This window comes from Streptomyces sp. NPDC031111, assembly GCF_055570675.1.
Genome location: NZ_JBVIGS010000003.1, coordinates 431947 through 448896 on the forward strand (window position 1 = coordinate 431947; position 16950 = coordinate 448896).

Genomic DNA, 16950 nt, shown 5'->3' on the forward strand with positions numbered 1-16950 from the left:
CCGACGGCATGTCGGGGACGGGGGCCGGCGCATCCGCCGGTCCCCGGTCCGCCCTGCCCGAATCCCGCTTTGTCCTGAGTTGGGTAAAAGTTCAACCGACCTCGGCCCAAGGGGTGTTGGCCCAGGAAGAACGCGGTTACCGTCCCTGAAGTGTTCAGGACACCCACGCCTCCGGGGTGACGGCGCACCCCGGCGCCCGCACGCACCGCACGTCTACGCACCCGTTCCGTACGGCCCACCCGTTCCCGGAGGGACTTCGTGCACAGAAGCAGATTCAGAGGCAAGAAGACGACGAGGCTCCGCACCGCTCTCGCCCTGGCCACCGGCCTGATGCTGGCCGTGGGCACCCCGGCGACCGTCGCCGGTGCCCAGCCGTCGGCCGACGAACCGGCCGCCGCCGAGGGGCAGTTCCAGCAGGTACCGCTCGCCAAGGGCGAGCCCGAGATGGGCGAGCCGATGTCGCTCGCCGTGCTCCCGGACCGCAGCGTCCTGCACACCTCGCGCGACGGCACGCTGCGCCTCACCGACCAGGGCGGCGTCACCAAGGTCGCCGGCAGGCTCGACGTCTACAGCCACGACGAGGAGGGGCTCCAGGGCGTCGGCGTCGACCCGGACTTCGAGAACAACCGGGCGATCTACCTCTACTACGCCCCGCCGCTCGACACCCCCGCGGGCGACGCCCCGGAGAACGGCACCGCCGAGGACTTCAAGAAGTTCGACGGCGTCAACCGCCTCTCCCGCTTCGTCCTCAACCCCAACGGCACGCTGGACCTGGCGAGCGAGAAGAAGGTCATCGACGTCGCGGCCTCCCGCGGCACCTGCTGCCACGTCGGCGGCGACATCGACTTCGACGCCGAGGGCAACCTCTACCTGTCCACCGGCGACGACACCAACCCCTTCGCCTCCGACGGCTACACGCCGATCGACGAGCGCCCGGACCGCAACCCGGCCTTCGACGCGCGCCGCAGCTCCGGCAACACCAACGACCTGCGCGGCAAGATCCTGCGCATCAAGGTCGCCGAGGACGGCTCGTACACCGTCCCGGAGGGCAACCTCTTCGCCCCGGGCACCGAGAAGACCCGCCCCGAGATCTACGCGATGGGCTTCCGCAACCCGTTCCGGATGAGCGTCGACGACAAGACCGGCATCGTCTACGTCGGCGACTACGGCCCCGACGCGGGCGCCGCGAACCCGAACCGGGGCCCGGCAGGACAGGTCGAGTTCGCCAAGGTCACCGAGGCCGCCAACTTCGGCTGGCCGTTCTGCACCGGCGACAACGACGCCTACGTCGACTACGACTTCGCCACCGGCGCCTCCGGCGACAAGTTCGACTGCGCCGCGCCGAAGAACACCTCGCCGCACAACACCGGTCTCGTGGACCTGCCGCCCGCCCAGGCCGCCTGGATCCCGTACGACGGCGGTTCCGTGCCCGAGTTCGGCAGCGGCTCCGAGTCCCCGATGGCCGGCCCGGTCTACCGCTACGACCCCGAGCTCGACTCCAGCGTGAAGTTCCCCGAGGCGTACGACGGCGACTTCTTCGCGGGTGAGTTCGGCCGGCGCTGGATCAAGCGGATCGAGCAGAACGAGGACGGGTCCGTCGCGAAGATCAACGACTTCCCGTGGACCGGCACCCAGATCATGGACATGGAGTTCGGCCCCGACGGCGCGCTCTACGTCCTGGACTACGGCGTCTCCTGGTTCCAGGGCGACGAGAACTCCGCGCTGTACCGGATCGAGAACGCCGAGGACGGCTTCTCCCCGATCGCCGAGGTGAGCGCGAACAAGACCTCCGGCGCCGCCGGCCTCAAGGTCGCCTTCACCGCCTCCGCCAAGGACGCCGACTCCCCGGACCTCACGTACAGCTGGGACTTCGGCGACGGCACCAAGGGCGAGGGGCTCAACCCCACGCACCAGTACAAGAAGGTCGGCACCTACACCGCGACCTTCACCGCGAAGGACCCCGAGGGCAACACCGGCAACGCCAGCGTCCGGATCGTGGTCGGCAACACCGAACCCAAGGTGAGGATCGACGTTCCCGGCAACGGCAGTCTGGCCCCCTTCGGCGAGCCGGTCCCGTTCAAGGTGACCGTCACCGACCCCGAGGAGACCATCGACTGCTCCAAGGTCAAGGTCGCCTACAGCCTCGGCCACGACTCCCACGCCCACGAGCTGACCAGCGAGACGGGCTGTGAGGGCACCCTCAAGCCGCCCGCCGGGGACGGCGGTCACGACCCCAACGCCAACATCTACGGTGTCGTCGGCGCCAGTTACACCGACGGCGGGGCCAACGGCCAGGAGGCCCTGACCGGTACCGCGCGCACCGTGATCCAGCCGCTGCACCGCCAGGCCGAGCACTTCACCACCCAGTCGGGCGTGAACATCTTCGACAAGACCCAGGCCAACGGCGGCAAGACCGTCGGTGACATCAACGACGGCGACTGGATCTCCTTCAGCCCCTACCGGTTCGACGGGCAGAAGAAGATGACCGTACGGGCCTCCTCCGGCGGCTCCGGCGGCTTCATCGAGCTGCGCACCGGCTCGCCCACCGGCAAGCTGCACGGCTCGGCGTACATTCCGCCGACCGGCAGCTGGGAGACGTTCCAGAACGTCGACGTGCCGCTGCGCTCGCTGCCCGCGCGCACCTCGGAGATCTACCTGGTCTTCCGGGGCGGCGACGGCGCGCTGTACGACGTCGACGACTTCGAGTTCTCCAAGGAGCCGTTCAAGGCCGGCAAGAAGGTCCTGGTCTTCTCCAAGACGGCGGGCTTCCGGCACGACTCCATCCCCGAGGGCGTCGCCGCGCTGAAGGAGCTCGGCGGACCGGCCGGCATCTCGGTCACCTCGACCGAGGAGGCCGGGCAGTTCACCACGGCCAACCTCGCCAAGTACGACGCGGTGGCCTTCCTCTCCACCACCGGCGACGTCCTCAACGCCGAGCAGCAGAAGGCGTTCGAGAACTACGTCGCGAACGGCGGCGGCTACATGGGCATCCACGCCGCCGCCGACACCGAGTACGACTGGGAGTTCTACGGCGGTCTCGTGGGCGCCTACTTCGACTCGCACCCGGCCATCCAGAAGGCCACCGTGCGCGTCCACGACCACGACCACCCGTCCACCGCGCACCTGGGCGACACCTGGGAGCGCACCGACGAGTGGTACAACTACCGCACCAACCCGCGTGAGCAGGCCAAGGTCCTCGCCACCCTCGACGAGACCACGTACCAGGGCGGCTCCATGAAGGGTGACCACCCGATCGCCTGGTGCCAGAGCTACGGCGGCGGCCGGTCCTTCTACACCGGCGGCGGCCACACCAAGGAGTCGTACGCCGACGAGGCCTTCCGCGCCCACCTGCTCGGCGGACTCCAGTACGCCACCGGCCAGGTCAAGGCGGACTGCAAGCCGAACAAGGGCTACCGGGAGATCTTCAACGGCGAGACCCTGGACGGCTGGAAGCAGGCCGGCCCCGGGAAGTTCAACGTCACGGACGGCACCCTGGAGTCCGAGGGCGGCATGGGTCTGCTCTGGTACCAGGCCAAGGAGCTGAAGTCGTACTCGCTCAAGCTCGACTGGAAGATGCGGGGCGACGACAACTCCGGGATCTTCGTGGGCTTCCCGGCCTCCGACGACCCCTGGTCCGCGGTGAACAAGGGCTACGAGATCCAGATCGACGCCACGGACGCGCCCGACCGCACCACGGGCTCCGTCTACTCGTTCAAGTCCGCGGACATCAAGGCCCGTGACCAGGTCCTGCGGCCGCCCGGCCAGTGGAACTCCTACGAGATCAGGGTCCAGGGCGAACGCCTCCAGGTGTTCCTCAACGGAGTCAAGATCAACGACTTCACCAACAAGGACCCCGAGCGGAGCCTGACGGACGGCTACATCGGCCTCCAGAACCACGGCGCCGACGACCAGGTCTCCTTCCGCGACATCCAGCTGAAGGAACTGCCCTCCTAAGGGCCACCGGAACGGCGGCGGGCGGAGGACGCCGGACCTCCGCCCGCCGTCCCGCCGGGCCCCGCGCCCGGCCGCTCGACGGGCCCCCGCGCCCGCAGGTCCCCCTTCCGGCGCTCGCACCGGGTTCGCGTACGACAAGGAGGCTGCCCATGTCCGCCGAACCGTTCCTCCCCACCCCGTCCCCGGCCCCCCGCTTCGGCGTCTGGTTCATCGGGGCGCGCGGATCCGTGGCCACGACCGCGATCGCGGGCTGCGCCGCCGTCGCCGCCGGGCTCCACCCGCCGACCGGCATGGTCACCGAGACCCCCGACTTCACCTCCTGCGGTCTGCCGTCGCTGTCGTCCCTCGTCTTCGGCGGCCACGACACCGTCGACTGCCCGCTGCCCAAACGCGCCGAGCACCTCGCCGAAGGCGGTGTCCTGCCGCACGGCCTGCCGTCCGCCGTGCACGCCGAACTCGTCGCCGCCGACCGGGAGATCAGGCCGGGCGGCCCCCTGCCCGGCGACACCGGCCGCACCCAGGACCAGTGGATCGAGGTGTTCGCGGCCGACATCCGCGACTTCGTGCGCCGCCAGGGCCTCGCGGGCGCCGTCGTGGTGAACGTCGCCTCCACCGAGCCCGCCCCCACCGACGGCTCCCTGCCGCCCAGCTCCCTCTACGCGGCGGCCGCCCTGCGCGCCGGCTGCCCCTACGTGAACTTCACCCCCTCCACGGGCCTGCACCACCCGGCACTGGCGTCGCTCGCCGAGTCCTCGGGCCTGCCGTACGCGGGCCGTGACGGCAAGACCGGACAGACCCTGCTGCGTTCCGTGCTCGGCCCGATGTTCCTCCAGCGCGCCCTCGCCGTACGTGCCTGGTCCGGCACCAACCTGCTGGGCGGCGGCGACGGCGCCGCCCTCGCCGACCCCGCTGCCGCCGCCGCGAAGAACGCCGGCAAGGAACGCGTCCTCGCCGACACCCTCGGTGCCGCGCCCGAGGGCGAGGTCCACATCGACGACGTGCCGGCGCTCGGCGACTGGAAGACGGCCTGGGACCACATCGCCTTCGACGGCTTCCTCGGCTCCCGCATGATCCTCCAGACCATCTGGCAGGGCTGCGACTCCGCGCTGGCCGCCCCGCTCGTCCTGGACCTGGCCCGACTGGTCGTCCGCGCCCGGGAGAAGGGCCTGACCGGCCCGCTGGGCGAACTGGGCTTCTACTTCAAGGACCCGGTCGGGGACGGCCCGTCGTCCCTGGCCGAGCAGTACGCGGAGCTGAGGCGCCTCGCCGGGCGCCTGCGCGACGCAGCCGCCGCTCCCGAGGCCCACCGATGAGCCGCCGGGCGACGCGCGTGCAGGACAACCCCCCAGGGGCGCGGGGAACTGCGCGAACAACCACAACGCACCCGCACCGGACCACGACGGGACGCGCGCAGGGCGGCGGCGCCGCGTCCCGCACCGCCCGTCCTCGCTCGGACCGCGTCGGCGCCTGGGCCGAACTGCTGCGGCTGCCCGCCCTCTTCACCGTCGCCGGGGCCGCTCTGGTGGGCTCGGCCGGGGAGGGGCCGGTCCCCACGGATGGTGTGGCGTCCCGCACCCCGCGCCCGGGTACGGACCGCGTCGGCGCCTGGGCCGAACTGCTGCGCCTGCCCGCCCTCTTCACCGTCCCCGGTGATGCCCTGGCCGGCGCGGCGGCGGCCGGCGTGCGCCCCGGCCCGCGGACCTTGCTCGCCATCGGCTCCTCCGTCTGCCTGTACGAGGCCGGCATGGTCCTGAACGACTGGGCGGACCGCGCCGAGGACGCCGTGGAACGCCCGCACCGCCCGATCCCCTCCGGACGGATCAAGCCGGCCGCCGCCCTCACCGCCGCCTGCGGCCTCACCGGCGCCGGTCTGCTGCTCGCCGCCCGTGCCGGCCGGCCCGCCCTCGCGGTGGCCGCGCCCCTGGCGGCGACCGTCTGGGCGTACGACCTCGCCCTGAAGCACACGCCCGCCGGTCCCGCGGCCATGGCCGCCGCCCGCGGACTGGACCTGCTCCTGGGCGCCGCCGCGACCGGCGGCGGCACCCGGACCGCACTGCCGTCCGCCGCGCTGCTCGGCAGCCACACCCTCGCGGTCACGGCCGTGTCCCGCCGCGAGACCACCGGCGGTTCGGCCCTGGCACCGCTGGCCGCCCTCGCGACGACCGGAGCGCTCACCCGGCTGGTCACCCACCGCCGCACCCGACCCCCGGCAGACCGGCGGGCAGCAGCCGCCCCCGGCCTGCCGGGTTCCAGCCCCGCCGCGACCCCGCCCCGGGCCACCGGCGTCCTCGCCACCGCCCTGGGCGCCGCCTACGCGGTCACGGCCGCCCGGCCCTACTTCCACGCCGCGCTCAACCCCTCACCCCCGCTCACCCAGCGCGCCGTCGGCGGCGGCATCCGGGCCACGATCCCGCTCCAGGCCGCGCTCGCCGCCCGCTCCGGCGCGGCCGTCACATCCGTCCTGGTCGCGGCCCTCGCCCCGGCCGGCCGGATGTTCGCCAGGAGAGCCGGCATGAGGAAGGTGAGCATCACATGAGCCGGAACCCGAACCGGGCCGCGAGCCAGGACCTGCCCGAGAAGGGCCGGGTTCCGGCCCCGGAGCCGGGCCGGCACGTGGGCGGCGGTCCGGCCCGGCAGGGGAGCGGGGACGCCCGTGAACCGGGCCGGGACTCGAACCGGGTCGCGGGCCGGGACCTGCCCGAGCAGGGCCGGGGCCCCGCCCCGGGGCCGAGCCGGGACGCGGGTGGCCGCCCGGCCCCGGACACGGCCCGGAACCCGGACACGAGCCGGGGCGTCAGCCCCCCGTTCCGCTTCGGCTACGGCACCAACGGCCTCGCCGACCTTCGGCTCGACGACGCCCTCGCCCTCCTCGCCGACCTGGGCTACGACGGCGTCGGGCTGACCCTCGACCACATGCACCTCGACCCGCTCGCCCCCGACCTCGCCGCCCGCACCCGACGGGTCGCGCACCGGCTGGACGAGCTCGGGCTCGGCGTCACCGTGGAGACCGGCGCCCGCTATGTGCTCGACCCCCGCCGCAAACACGGCCCGTCGCTGCTGGACCCCGACCCGGAGGACCGGGCCCGCCGCGTCGACCTCCTCGTACGCGCCGTCCGTGTCGCCGCCGACCTCGGCGCGCACGCCGTGCACTGCTTCAGCGGCATCGTCCCCGACGGCACCGACGAGGACACCGCCTGGAAACGCCTCGCCGAGACCCTCACCCCCGTCCTGGAGGCCGCCACCACCATCGGCGTCCCGCTCGCCGTCGAACCCGAACCCGGCCACCTCCTCGCCACCCTCGCCGACTTCCACCACCTGCGCCGCACGCTCGGCGACCCCGAGCCCCTCGGCCTCACCCTGGACATCGGCCACTGCCAGTGCCTCGAACCCCTCCCTCCCGCCGACTGCGTGCGCGACGCCGGCCCCTGGCTGCGCCACGTCCAGATCGAGGACATGCGCCGGGGCGTCCACGAACACCTCCCCTTCGGGGACGGCGAGATCGACTTCCCGCCCGTCCTCGCGGCCCTCGCCGCCACCGGCTACCAGGGCCTCACGGTCGTCGAACTGCCCCGCCACTCCCACGCGGGCCCCCACTTCGCCGCCCACTCCCTGCCGTTCCTCCACCACGCCGCCCGGACCGCGACGACCACCGCCACCCCCTCCGTCCCCGTCCCACCGCACGGCGATCCCTCCGCCACCCCAGAAGCGAGCAGCACCCCATGACCCGCCCCCGCGCCACCCCGGCCACCCCGGAAGCAGACACCACCGGCGACCGGGCGACCCCCGATGACGGCACCACCCCCGCCCTCACGCCGCCCGCCGAACTGCGCCGCGCCCTCGCCGGCCGGCTGGGCGGAGCCGCCCGCGCCTGGCTCGACCAGGCCCTGGACGAGGCCGCCGCCCACCCCGGCACCCACGGGCCCATCTCCGTGTGGGAGCTGCGCCTGGCCGAGGCCGGCCGCCGCTGCGGCCCCGCCCACGCCGACGCCGCCCGCGTCCTCATCCTGCACGCGGCCCACGCGGACGCCGACGCCCTGACCCGGGTCTACTTCCAGGGCACCGCCGACGAACGCCGCGCCGTCCTGCACGCCCTGCCCCACCTCGTGCCCGACGGCCCCGACGCCCTCCCGCTGGTCGAGGACGCCCTGCGCACCAACGACACCCGGCTCGTGGCCGCCGCCCTCGGCCCCTACGGCGCCCGCCACCTGGACGCCCACGCCTGGCGGCACGCCGTACTGAAGTGCCTCTTCACCGGTGTCGGCCTCGACCAGGTGGCGGACCTGGACCGGCGCGCCCGGGGCGACGGCGAACTCGCCCGCATGCTCGGCGACTACGCCGCGGAACGCACCGCCGCCGGCCGCACCGTCCCCGAGGACCTGCACCGCGTTCTGGCCCTGACCGAGTCCGCCCCCGCCACCCCGACGCACGGCACGGACGACCCCCACGGCAAGGAGTCCTGATGCGCATCTTCGACCCCCACATCCACATGACGTCGCGCACCACCGACGACTACGAGGCCATGTACGCCGCGGGCGTCCGCGCCGTCGTCGAACCCTCCTTCTGGCTCGGTCAGCCCCGCACCTCCCCGGCCTCCTTCCTCGACTACTTCGACTCCCTCCTCGGCTGGGAACCCTTCCGCGCCGCCCAGTACGGCATCGCCCACCACTGCACCCTCGCCCTCAACCCCAAGGAGGCCAACGACCCGCGCTGCACACCCGTCCTCGACGCGCTGCCCCGGTATCTCGTCAAGGACAACGTGGTGGCCGTCGGCGAGATCGGCTACGACTCCATGACCCCCGCCGAGGACACCGCCCTCGCCGCCCAGCTCCAGCTCGCCGCCGACCACGGCCTGCCCGCGCTGGTGCACACCCCGCACCGCGACAAGCTCGCCGGACTGCGCCGCACCCTCGACGTCGTCCGCGAGTCCGCGCTGCCCACGGACCGGGTCCTGGTCGACCACCTCAACGAGACCACCGTCAAGGAGGCCAAGGACAGCGGCGCCTGGCTCGGCTTCTCCGTCTACCCGGACACCAAGATGGACGAGGAGCGGATGGTCGCCATCCTGCGCTCCTACGGCCCCGAGCAGGTCCTGGTGAACTCCGCCGCCGACTGGGGAAAGAGCGACCCCCTCAAGACCCGCAAGGTCGCCGACCTGATGCTCGCCGAGGGCTTCACCGAGGACGACGTCGACCGGGTGCTGTGGCGCAACCCCGTCGCCTTCTACGGACTCAGCGGCCGGCTCGACCTCGACGTCGACGCCACGGACGCCACCCACGAGGGCAACTCCATCCTGCGCGGCACACCGAGAGACGAGCCGGGCCCGGCCGGCGACGCCGGCACGGAGGCGTGAGCCATGCGCTTCCGCCACCCCGACGGCTCCACCGTCCACCTCGCCTACTGCACCAACGTCCACCCCGCCGAGACCCTCGACGGCGTCCTCGCCCAGCTCCGCGACCACTGCGAGCCCGTCCGCCGCCGCCTCGGCCGGGACAGGCTCGGCATCGGCCTGTGGCTCGCCAAGGACGCCGCCCACGCCCTCGTCACCGACCCGTCCGCCCTGCGCGGACTGCGCTGCGAACTCGACCGGCGCGGCCTGGAGGTCGTCACCCTCAACGGCTTCCCCTACGAGGGCTTCGGCGCCGAGGAGGTCAAGTACCGCGTCTACAAGCCGGACTGGGCCGACCCCGAGCGTCTGGAACACACCACCGCCCTGGCCCGTGTCCTCGCCGGGCTGCTCCCCGACGACGTCACCGACGGCAGCATCTCCACCCTGCCGCTGGCCTGGCGCACCGCCTACGACGAGCGGCGCGCGGAGACGGCCCGCACCGCCCTGCGCACCCTCGCCGAACGCCTCGACGCGCTCCAGGAACTGACCGGACGCTCCATCCGCGTCGCCCTGGAACCGGAACCCGGCTGCGTCGTCGAGACCACGAGGGACGCCATCGCCCCGCTCACCGCGATCGGCCACGACCGCGTCGGCATCTGTGTCGACACCTGCCACCTCGCCACCTCCTTCGAGGACCCGCACACCGCCCTGGACGACCTCACCCGGGCCGGTGTGTCCGTGGTCAAGTCCCAGCTCTCCGCCGCCCTGCACGCCGAACAGCCCCACCTCCCCGAGGTCCGCGAGGCCCTGGCCGCCTTCGCCGAACCCCGCTTCCTGCACCAGACCCGCACCTCCACCCTCGCCGGCCTGCGCGGCACCGACGACCTCGACGAGGCCCTGGCCGGCGACACCCTGCCCGACGGCGCACCCTGGCGCGCCCACTTCCACGTCCCGCTGCACGCGGCCCCCACCGCGCCCCTCGCCTCCACGCTGCCCGTCCTGAAATCCGTCCTGACCCGGCTCGTCGGCGGCCCGCACCCGCTCACCCGCCACCTCGAGGTCGAGACCTACACCTGGCAGGCCCTCCCGCCCGAGCTGCGCCCCCGCGGCCGCACCCAGCTCGCCGACGGCATCGCCGCCGAACTCACCCTGGCCCGCGACCTCCTGACGGACCTCGGCCTGAAGGAACTCCCATGAGCGACCCCACCCCCCTTCTCGTCCTCGACGTCGTGGGCCTCACCCCCCGTCTCCTCGACCACATGCCCCACCTCAAGAGGCTCGGCCGGTCCGGCTCGCGGGCTCCGCTCGGCACCGTCCTGCCCGCCGTCACCTGCGCCGCCCAGTCCACCTTCCTCACCGGCACGATGCCCTCCGAGCACGGCATCGTCGGCAACGGCTGGTACTTCCGCGAGCTCGGCGACGTACTGCTGTGGCGGCAGCACAACGGCCTCGTCGCCGGCGACAAGCTCTGGGACGCCGCCCGCCGCGCCCACCCCGGCTACACCGTCGCCAACATCTGCTGGTGGTACGCCATGGGCGCCGACACCGACATCACCGTCACCCCCCGCCCCGTGTACTACGCCGACGGCCGCAAGGAACCCGACTGCTACACCCGGCCGCCCGCCCTGCACGACGAACTCACCGAGAAGTTCGGCACGTTCCCCCTGTTCCACTTCTGGGGCCCCGGCGCCGACCTGGTCTCCAGCCAGTGGATCATCGACGCCACCCGCCACATCATGCGCACCCGGCATCCCGACCTGACGCTCTGCTACCTCCCTCACCTCGACTACGACCTCCAGCGCTTCGGCCCCGACGACCCGCGCTCCCTGAAGGCGGCCGCCGACCTCGACGCCGCCATGGCCCCGCTGCTGGACGACGCCCGAGCCGAGGGCCGTACCGTCGTCGCGCTGTCCGAGTACGGCATCACCCGCGTGAACCGGCCCGTGGACATCAACCGCGCCCTGCGCCGCGCCGGCCTCCTCGAGGTCCACACCCAGGACGGCATGGAGTACCTCGACCCGATGGCCTCCCGCGCCTTCGCGGTCGCCGACCACCAGCTCGCCCACGTCTACGTGCGCCGCCCCGAGGACCTCGACGCCACCCGCGCGGCCCTCGACGGACTGCCCGGCATCGAGCACCTCCTCGACGACGAGGGCAAGAAGGCCCACCACCTCGACCATCCGCGCGCCGGCGAACTCGTCGCCGTCGCCGAACCGGACGCCTGGTTCACGTACTACTACTGGCTCGACGACGACCGCGCGCCCGACTTCGCGCAGCTCGTCGAGATCCACCGCAAACCCGGCTACGACCCGGTCGAGCTGTTCATGGATCCCCTCGACCCCTACGTGAAGGTCAAGGCGGCCACCGCACTGGCGCGCAAGAAGCTCGGCATGCGCTACCGCATGGCGGTCGTGCCCCTGGACCCCTCACCTATTCGGGGCAGCCACGGCCGCCTCCCCGCGAGCGACGACGACGGTCCGCTCCTCATCTGCTCCACCCCCCGCGCTGTCGGCGACCGCGTCGCGGCCACCGATGTGAAACAACTCCTGCTCCGGCTCGCCGGACTCGGCTGACACCGCACCACGCACGGCCGCCGATATCCGACTACCGAGAGTGAAACACACGGCACTGACAACGGCCGGTCCCGGCGGGACCGGAACCGGCCACGACAGAGAAGGCAGGCCACTCGTGACCCTGTACTCCGACGCCTCCCGCACCGAGGCCGCCACCGCCGCCGACGTCCCCGACGAGGGTCTGCGCCGCAGCCTCGGTGTTGGCCGCCGCCGTTTCCTCAGCACCTGCACCGCCGTGGCGGCCGGCGCCGTCGCGGCCCCCGTTTTCGGCGCCGCACCGGCCCTCGCCCAGGACCGGGACAGAGACCACGGACACGACCACGGACGCGGCCAGGTGCTCGTCCCCGCGCACAAGCGCGGCATCATCCTCTACACCGTCCGTGACGCCACCGCCCGCGACCCGCTCGCGAGCGACCTGCCCTCCGGCTTCCGCGAGGTGTTCAAGCAGCTGGCCCGTCACGGCTACCGCCAGGTGGAGTTCGCCGGCTACCGCCAGCACGCGAACGCGCCCGGCGGTGCCGACCTGGAATCCGTCGAGGGCGCCAGGCTGCTGCGGTCCTGGCTGGACGAGTACGGCCTGCGCGCCCAGGGCAACCACGGCTTCATTCCGTCCTCCTGGCCGCTCACGACGGCGGACCTGGACACCTTCAAGAAGCACCTGGAGATCGCCAACATCCTCGGCTTGGACCACATGGGCACCGGCGGCGACCCCACCGGCAGCTCCTACCGCGCGGACTGGGACGTGGCCGCCGACAAGTGGAACGCCATGGGGGAGATCGCCCGCCGCGAGGGCATCAAGCTCTACACCCACAACCACGACAGCGCCTACGGCTTCCTGCTCGACGGCGGCCCCCTGGACGACCAGGGCCGCCCGACCCGCAGCTCCGGCATCCGGAAGCTGGAGTACTTCCTGAAGGTCACCGACCCGAAGGCCGTCTGGCTGGAGATGGACATCTTCTGGGCACACGTCGCCCAGTACAAGTTCCACACCTACACCGCCCACGACGGTTCCACCCGCAAGAGCGTCTTCGACCCGGCCGCCCTGGTCGCCCGCAACAACAAGCGCTACCCGCTGTTCCACGCCAAGGACGGCGTCGTCAGCACGACCAACGGCATGGGCTGGGACATGGTGCCCTTCGGCACCGGGGACATCGACTACACGACGTTCTTCTCGCGGGTCGGGCAGACGAACTACCGCAACCCGATGGTCGAGGACGACAACTCCCCGAGCGCCACCGACCCCGCGCAGTCGCTGCGCGAGGCCAAGATCAGCTACGACAACATGGCGGCCCTGCGCAAGCGCCGCTGCTGACACCACGGACACGGACCGGGCGGCCCTTCCCGCGTGCAGTGGGAGGGGCCGCCCGGTCCGTGTGAGGGAAGCCTTCGATGCGCTGTTTCGCTGGTGGGGACGGCACGCGGCGTCGGGAGGGACCCCCGGGTCAGGTCGTCTCGTCGCCCAGTGGCCGGGGATTGGGCGTGATGCGCTTGGTCCTCGACCGCCCCGGCGGGCTGAGGAACATCGCCACGCAGCCGGCGAACAGCGAGATGCAGCCGGCCAGGGTGAAGGCGCCGTTGTAGCCCCAGGCGCCGACGACCACGGAACCCATGCCCGCGCCCAGACCGGACACGAGCTTGGAGCTGTAGACCATGCCGTAGTTGGTGGCGTTGTTGTTCTCGCCGAAGTAGTCCGCCGTCAGCGCCGCGAACATCGGGAAGATGGCACCGCCGCCGAAGCCCGAGATGGCGGAGAAGATCAGGAACAGCGGCAGGTTCTTGATCTCGGCCGACCAGATGATGCCGAACTGGGCGAGGCCCAGGATGGCGCACACGTAGAGCAGGCACTGCTTGCGGCCGTAGAGGTCGGAGAGCCAGCCGATGACGCCGCGCCCGGTGCCGTTGACGATCGCCTTCAGCGACATCGCCGTGGCCACGATCCCGGCCGCGAAACCCGCGTCCTCACCGATGTCGACCTGGAAGGCGATGCCGAAGATGTTCACGCCGGAGGTGCAGGCGAGACAGAACCACATCAGCGCCACCCGGCCGGTCTTCCACGCCTCCATCGGGGAGTACTGCTTGTCGGCCGGCGGGTTCTTCTCCAGCGAACGCCGGGCCCTCGGGTCGTCCGGCGGGTTGAGCGGGTCGACACTGGCGGGCCACCAGTTCTTCGGCGGGTCCCGGAAGTAGAAGCCGGCGACCGCCACCACGGCGGCGAGGAAGACGCCGACCGAGACCAGCACCCAGCGGAAGTTGGAGCCGTCCATGAAGCCGGTGAAGATGAAGACGAACGGCACCGAACCGTAGGCGAATCCGCCGTTGACGAAGCCGGTCTTGCCGCCCTTGCGCTCCGGGTACCACTTGCCGACCATGTTGACGCAGGTGGCGTACACCATGCCCGCGCCCATGCCGCTGAACATGCCGAACCCGATGAAGGCGAGCACCACGTGCGGCGCGTACGCCAGTGACAGATAGCCGAGCAGTGTGCCGACCGAGCCCAGCATCATCGCCCAGCGCGCCGGCAGCCTGCCGTTCTCACGCAGCCGCCCCGCCGGGAAGGCGACCGCCGCCTGGCAGAACACCCAGACGGTCATCATCCAGTAGATGCTGCCGCTGGACCAGTGGTGGGCCTCGTGCAGCGTGTCCTCGGCCGACGCGAAGGCGTACTCGGCGGAGGAGATGCCCATCATGCCGATCCAGGGCAGGATCACCATCCACTTGCGCTTGCGCCCCATGATGTCGACGTCGGACTCGCCGACGCGGTAGACGCGTCCGTTCCTGTCGGTCACCTCCCGATAGGCGGCGACCTGTGTAACGTCGGTGGTTGTCACGTTGTTGCACCCCTTGCGTCGAAAGTTCTGGCCAGCGCCCCCTGTCCAATGCCTTTCGTGCGCGCTCGGGACCCGGGACCGGCCGGCGCGCACCGCCGACCGGCCCCCCGGTTCACTCACCTCATGAACCGCCCCCCAACACCCCGGCGGCCCGCGCCCAGCGGTACTTCGCACCGAGCACGGCCACCGGCTTCTCCGTCGTGTACGGGTACGCCACGACACCGTGCTCGAAGAGGTACTGGCACGCCTCCTCGACCTCCACGTCCCCCGCGAGCGACGCCACCACGGGCTTGGAGATCCCCCGCTCCCGGAACTCGGCCACCACGCGCGCCGTGAGCTCGGCGAACACCATGGGAGGAGTGACGATCGTGTGCCAGTAGCCGAGCACCAGCGCGTGGATGCGCGGGTCCTCGAGACCCAGCCGGATCGTCGCCTCGTACGTCGACGGCGGCTCGCCCCCGGTGATGTCCACGGGGTTGCCCGCGGCCCCGAACGGCGGGATGAACTCCCGGAACGCCGCGTCCAGATCGGCCGGGATCTCCATCAGCGAGAGCCCGTTGTCCGTCACCGCGTCCGACAGCAGCACCCCGCTGCCGCCGGCCCCGGTGATGATCACGACGTTGTCGCCCTGCGGGGTGGGCAGCACGGGCAACGCCCGCGCGTACTCCAGCATGTCGTTCAGCCCCGGCGCCCGGATGACACCGGCCTGCCGCAGGATGTCGTCGTACACGGCGTCGTCGCCCGCAAGGGCGCCGGTGTGCGAGCCCGCGGCCTTCGCGCCCGCCGCCGTACGCCCCGCCTTCAGCACCACGACCGGCTTCTTCGGCACCGTCTGCCGCGCGGCCTCGACGAACGCGCGCCCGTCCTTGAGGTCCTCCAGGTGCATCGCGATGCACTCGGTGTGCGGGTCCTCCCCGAACCAGGTCAGCAGGTCGTCCTCGTCCAGGTCCGACTTGTTGCCCAGTCCGACGATCGCCGACACGCCCGTCTTCGTGGTCCGCGCGAAGCCGAGGATGGCCATCCCGATGCCGCCCGACTGACTCGTCAGCGCCACCCCGCCCTTGACGTCGTACGGCGTGCAGAACGTGGCGCACAGGTCCTGCCAGGTCGAGTAGTAGCCGTAGATGTTGGGCCCCAGCAGCCGGACGCCGTGCCGCTCGGCGATGGCCACGATCTCGTCCTGGAGCTCGTGCTCCCCGGTCTCCGCGAACCCGGACGGGATCAGCACCGCGTTGGGGATGCGCTTGCGCCCCACCTCTTCCAGCGCCGAGGCCACGAACTTGGCGGGGATCGCGAAGACCGCCACATCCACCTCACCGGGAACGTCGGTGACACTCTTGTACGCCTTGCGGCCCAGAATGTCATCGGCCTTGGGGTTCACCGGATGGATCTCCCCGGCGAAACCGCCGTCGACGAGGTTGCGCATCACGGAGTTGCCGATCTTGCCGGACTCGTTCGACGCGCCGATCACCGCCACCGAACGCGGCTGCATCAGCCGCCGCATGGAGGTGAGGATCTCCTCGCGCGAGTAACGGCGCCGCTCCTTGGGCTCCTCGGTGGAGAGGATCACACGGATGTCGGCGGCGACCGCGCCGTCCGCCGTGGCGATCACCGGGTTGAGGTCCACCTCGGCGATCTCCGGGAAGTCCGCGACCAGTTGCGACACCCGCCGGATCTGCTCGGCGACCGCCCACCGGTCCACGCCCTCCTGGCCCCGCACCCCGCGCAGGACCTCCGCCGAGCGGATCGAGTCCAGCATCGACAGCGCCTCGTCGGCGTCCACCGGCGCCAGCCGGAACGTGACGTCCTTCAGCACCTCGACGAGCACCCCGCCGAGCCCGAACGCCACCACCTTCCCGAACGTCGGATCGGTGACCGCGCCGACGATGACCTCCTGCCCCTTCGGCAGCAGCTCCTGCACCTGCACGCCCTCGATCCGCGCATCCGGGGCGTACGCCCGCGCGTTCTCGACGATCCGGTGGAACGCCGCCCGTACGTCCGCGGCCCCCTCCACTCCGACGATCACACCGCCGGCGTCGGTCTTGTGCAGGATGTCCGGTGACACGATCTTCATCACCACGGGTCCGCCGAACCGCGCCGCGTACGCCACGGCCTCGTCGACGTCCGTCGCCAGCTCCTCACCGGGTACGGCGATCCCGTACGCGTCGGCGATCACCTTGCCCTCGGGCGCGGTGAGCGCGGTGCGCCCCTCGGAGCGCACCGCGTCCAGCAGCGCGCGCACCTTCGGCGCCCGGTCCTCGGCCATCAC

At 72.1% G+C, this 16950-nt stretch carries 11 protein-coding genes; 9 read left to right on the forward strand and 2 right to left on the reverse strand.

Translation table 11 applies throughout. The features are described from left to right. Positions 1-258 precede the first annotated feature (258 nt). From ACZ470_RS09100 to ACZ470_RS09140, 9 genes are all read left to right on the forward strand, one after another. Positions 259-3954, forward strand: coding sequence for a ThuA domain-containing protein (locus tag ACZ470_RS09100; RefSeq protein ID WP_468425856.1), 3696 nt, complete (start codon positions 259-261; stop codon positions 3952-3954). A 149-nt stretch (positions 3955-4103) separates the two neighbouring features. Beyond that, positions 4104-5267, forward strand: a complete 1164-nt coding sequence (locus ACZ470_RS09105; protein ID WP_468425858.1) for an inositol-3-phosphate synthase — start codon at positions 4104-4106, stop codon at positions 5265-5267. A gap of 248 nt (positions 5268-5515) precedes the next feature. Further along, complete coding sequence (locus tag ACZ470_RS09110; protein WP_468426296.1) at positions 5516-6490, forward strand: SCO3242 family prenyltransferase; 975 nt, start codon at positions 5516-5518, stop codon at positions 6488-6490. A 158-nt stretch (positions 6491-6648) separates the two neighbouring features. Next, positions 6649-7677: a sugar phosphate isomerase/epimerase family protein gene (locus tag ACZ470_RS09115; protein ID WP_468426298.1), complete on the forward strand. Its 1029-nt coding sequence runs from the start codon at positions 6649-6651 to the stop codon at positions 7675-7677. Continuing rightward, a complete protein-coding gene (locus ACZ470_RS09120) occupies positions 7674-8414 on the forward strand; it encodes an EboA domain-containing protein (protein ID WP_468425860.1) in 741 nt (246 codons plus the stop codon). Before ACZ470_RS09115 ends, ACZ470_RS09120 begins: the two co-directional genes overlap by 4 nt. Continuing rightward, on the forward strand, positions 8414-9304 hold the full coding sequence (locus ACZ470_RS09125; RefSeq protein ID WP_468425862.1) for a TatD family hydrolase: 891 nt from the start codon (positions 8414-8416) through the stop codon (positions 9302-9304). Before ACZ470_RS09120 ends, ACZ470_RS09125 begins: the two co-directional genes overlap by 1 nt. Positions 9305-9307: 3 nt before the next feature. Beyond that, on the forward strand, positions 9308-10477 hold the full coding sequence (eboE, locus tag ACZ470_RS09130; protein ID WP_468425864.1) for a metabolite traffic protein EboE: 1170 nt from the start codon (positions 9308-9310) through the stop codon (positions 10475-10477). Then, the gene (locus tag ACZ470_RS09135; RefSeq protein ID WP_468425866.1) at positions 10474-11853 is read left to right on the forward strand and encodes a nucleotide pyrophosphatase/phosphodiesterase family protein; all 1380 of its coding nucleotides are present in this window, start codon (positions 10474-10476) and stop codon (positions 11851-11853) included. The genes eboE and ACZ470_RS09135 overlap by 4 nt, the downstream gene beginning before the upstream one ends. Before the next feature lie 115 nt (positions 11854-11968). Beyond that, complete coding sequence (locus ACZ470_RS09140) at positions 11969-13165, forward strand: sugar phosphate isomerase/epimerase family protein (RefSeq protein WP_468425868.1); 1197 nt, start codon at positions 11969-11971, stop codon at positions 13163-13165. Positions 13166-13295: 130 nt separating this feature from the next. On the opposite strand, the gene ACZ470_RS09145 is transcribed toward ACZ470_RS09140, so the two are convergent. Then, complete coding sequence (locus ACZ470_RS09145; RefSeq protein ID WP_468425870.1) at positions 13296-14681, reverse strand: OFA family MFS transporter; 1386 nt, start codon at positions 14679-14681, stop codon at positions 13296-13298. A 121-nt stretch (positions 14682-14802) separates the two neighbouring features. Beyond that, complete coding sequence (locus tag ACZ470_RS09150; protein WP_468425872.1) at positions 14803-16947, reverse strand: acetate--CoA ligase family protein; 2145 nt, start codon at positions 16945-16947, stop codon at positions 14803-14805. Between the last annotated feature and the right edge of the window lie 3 nt (positions 16948-16950).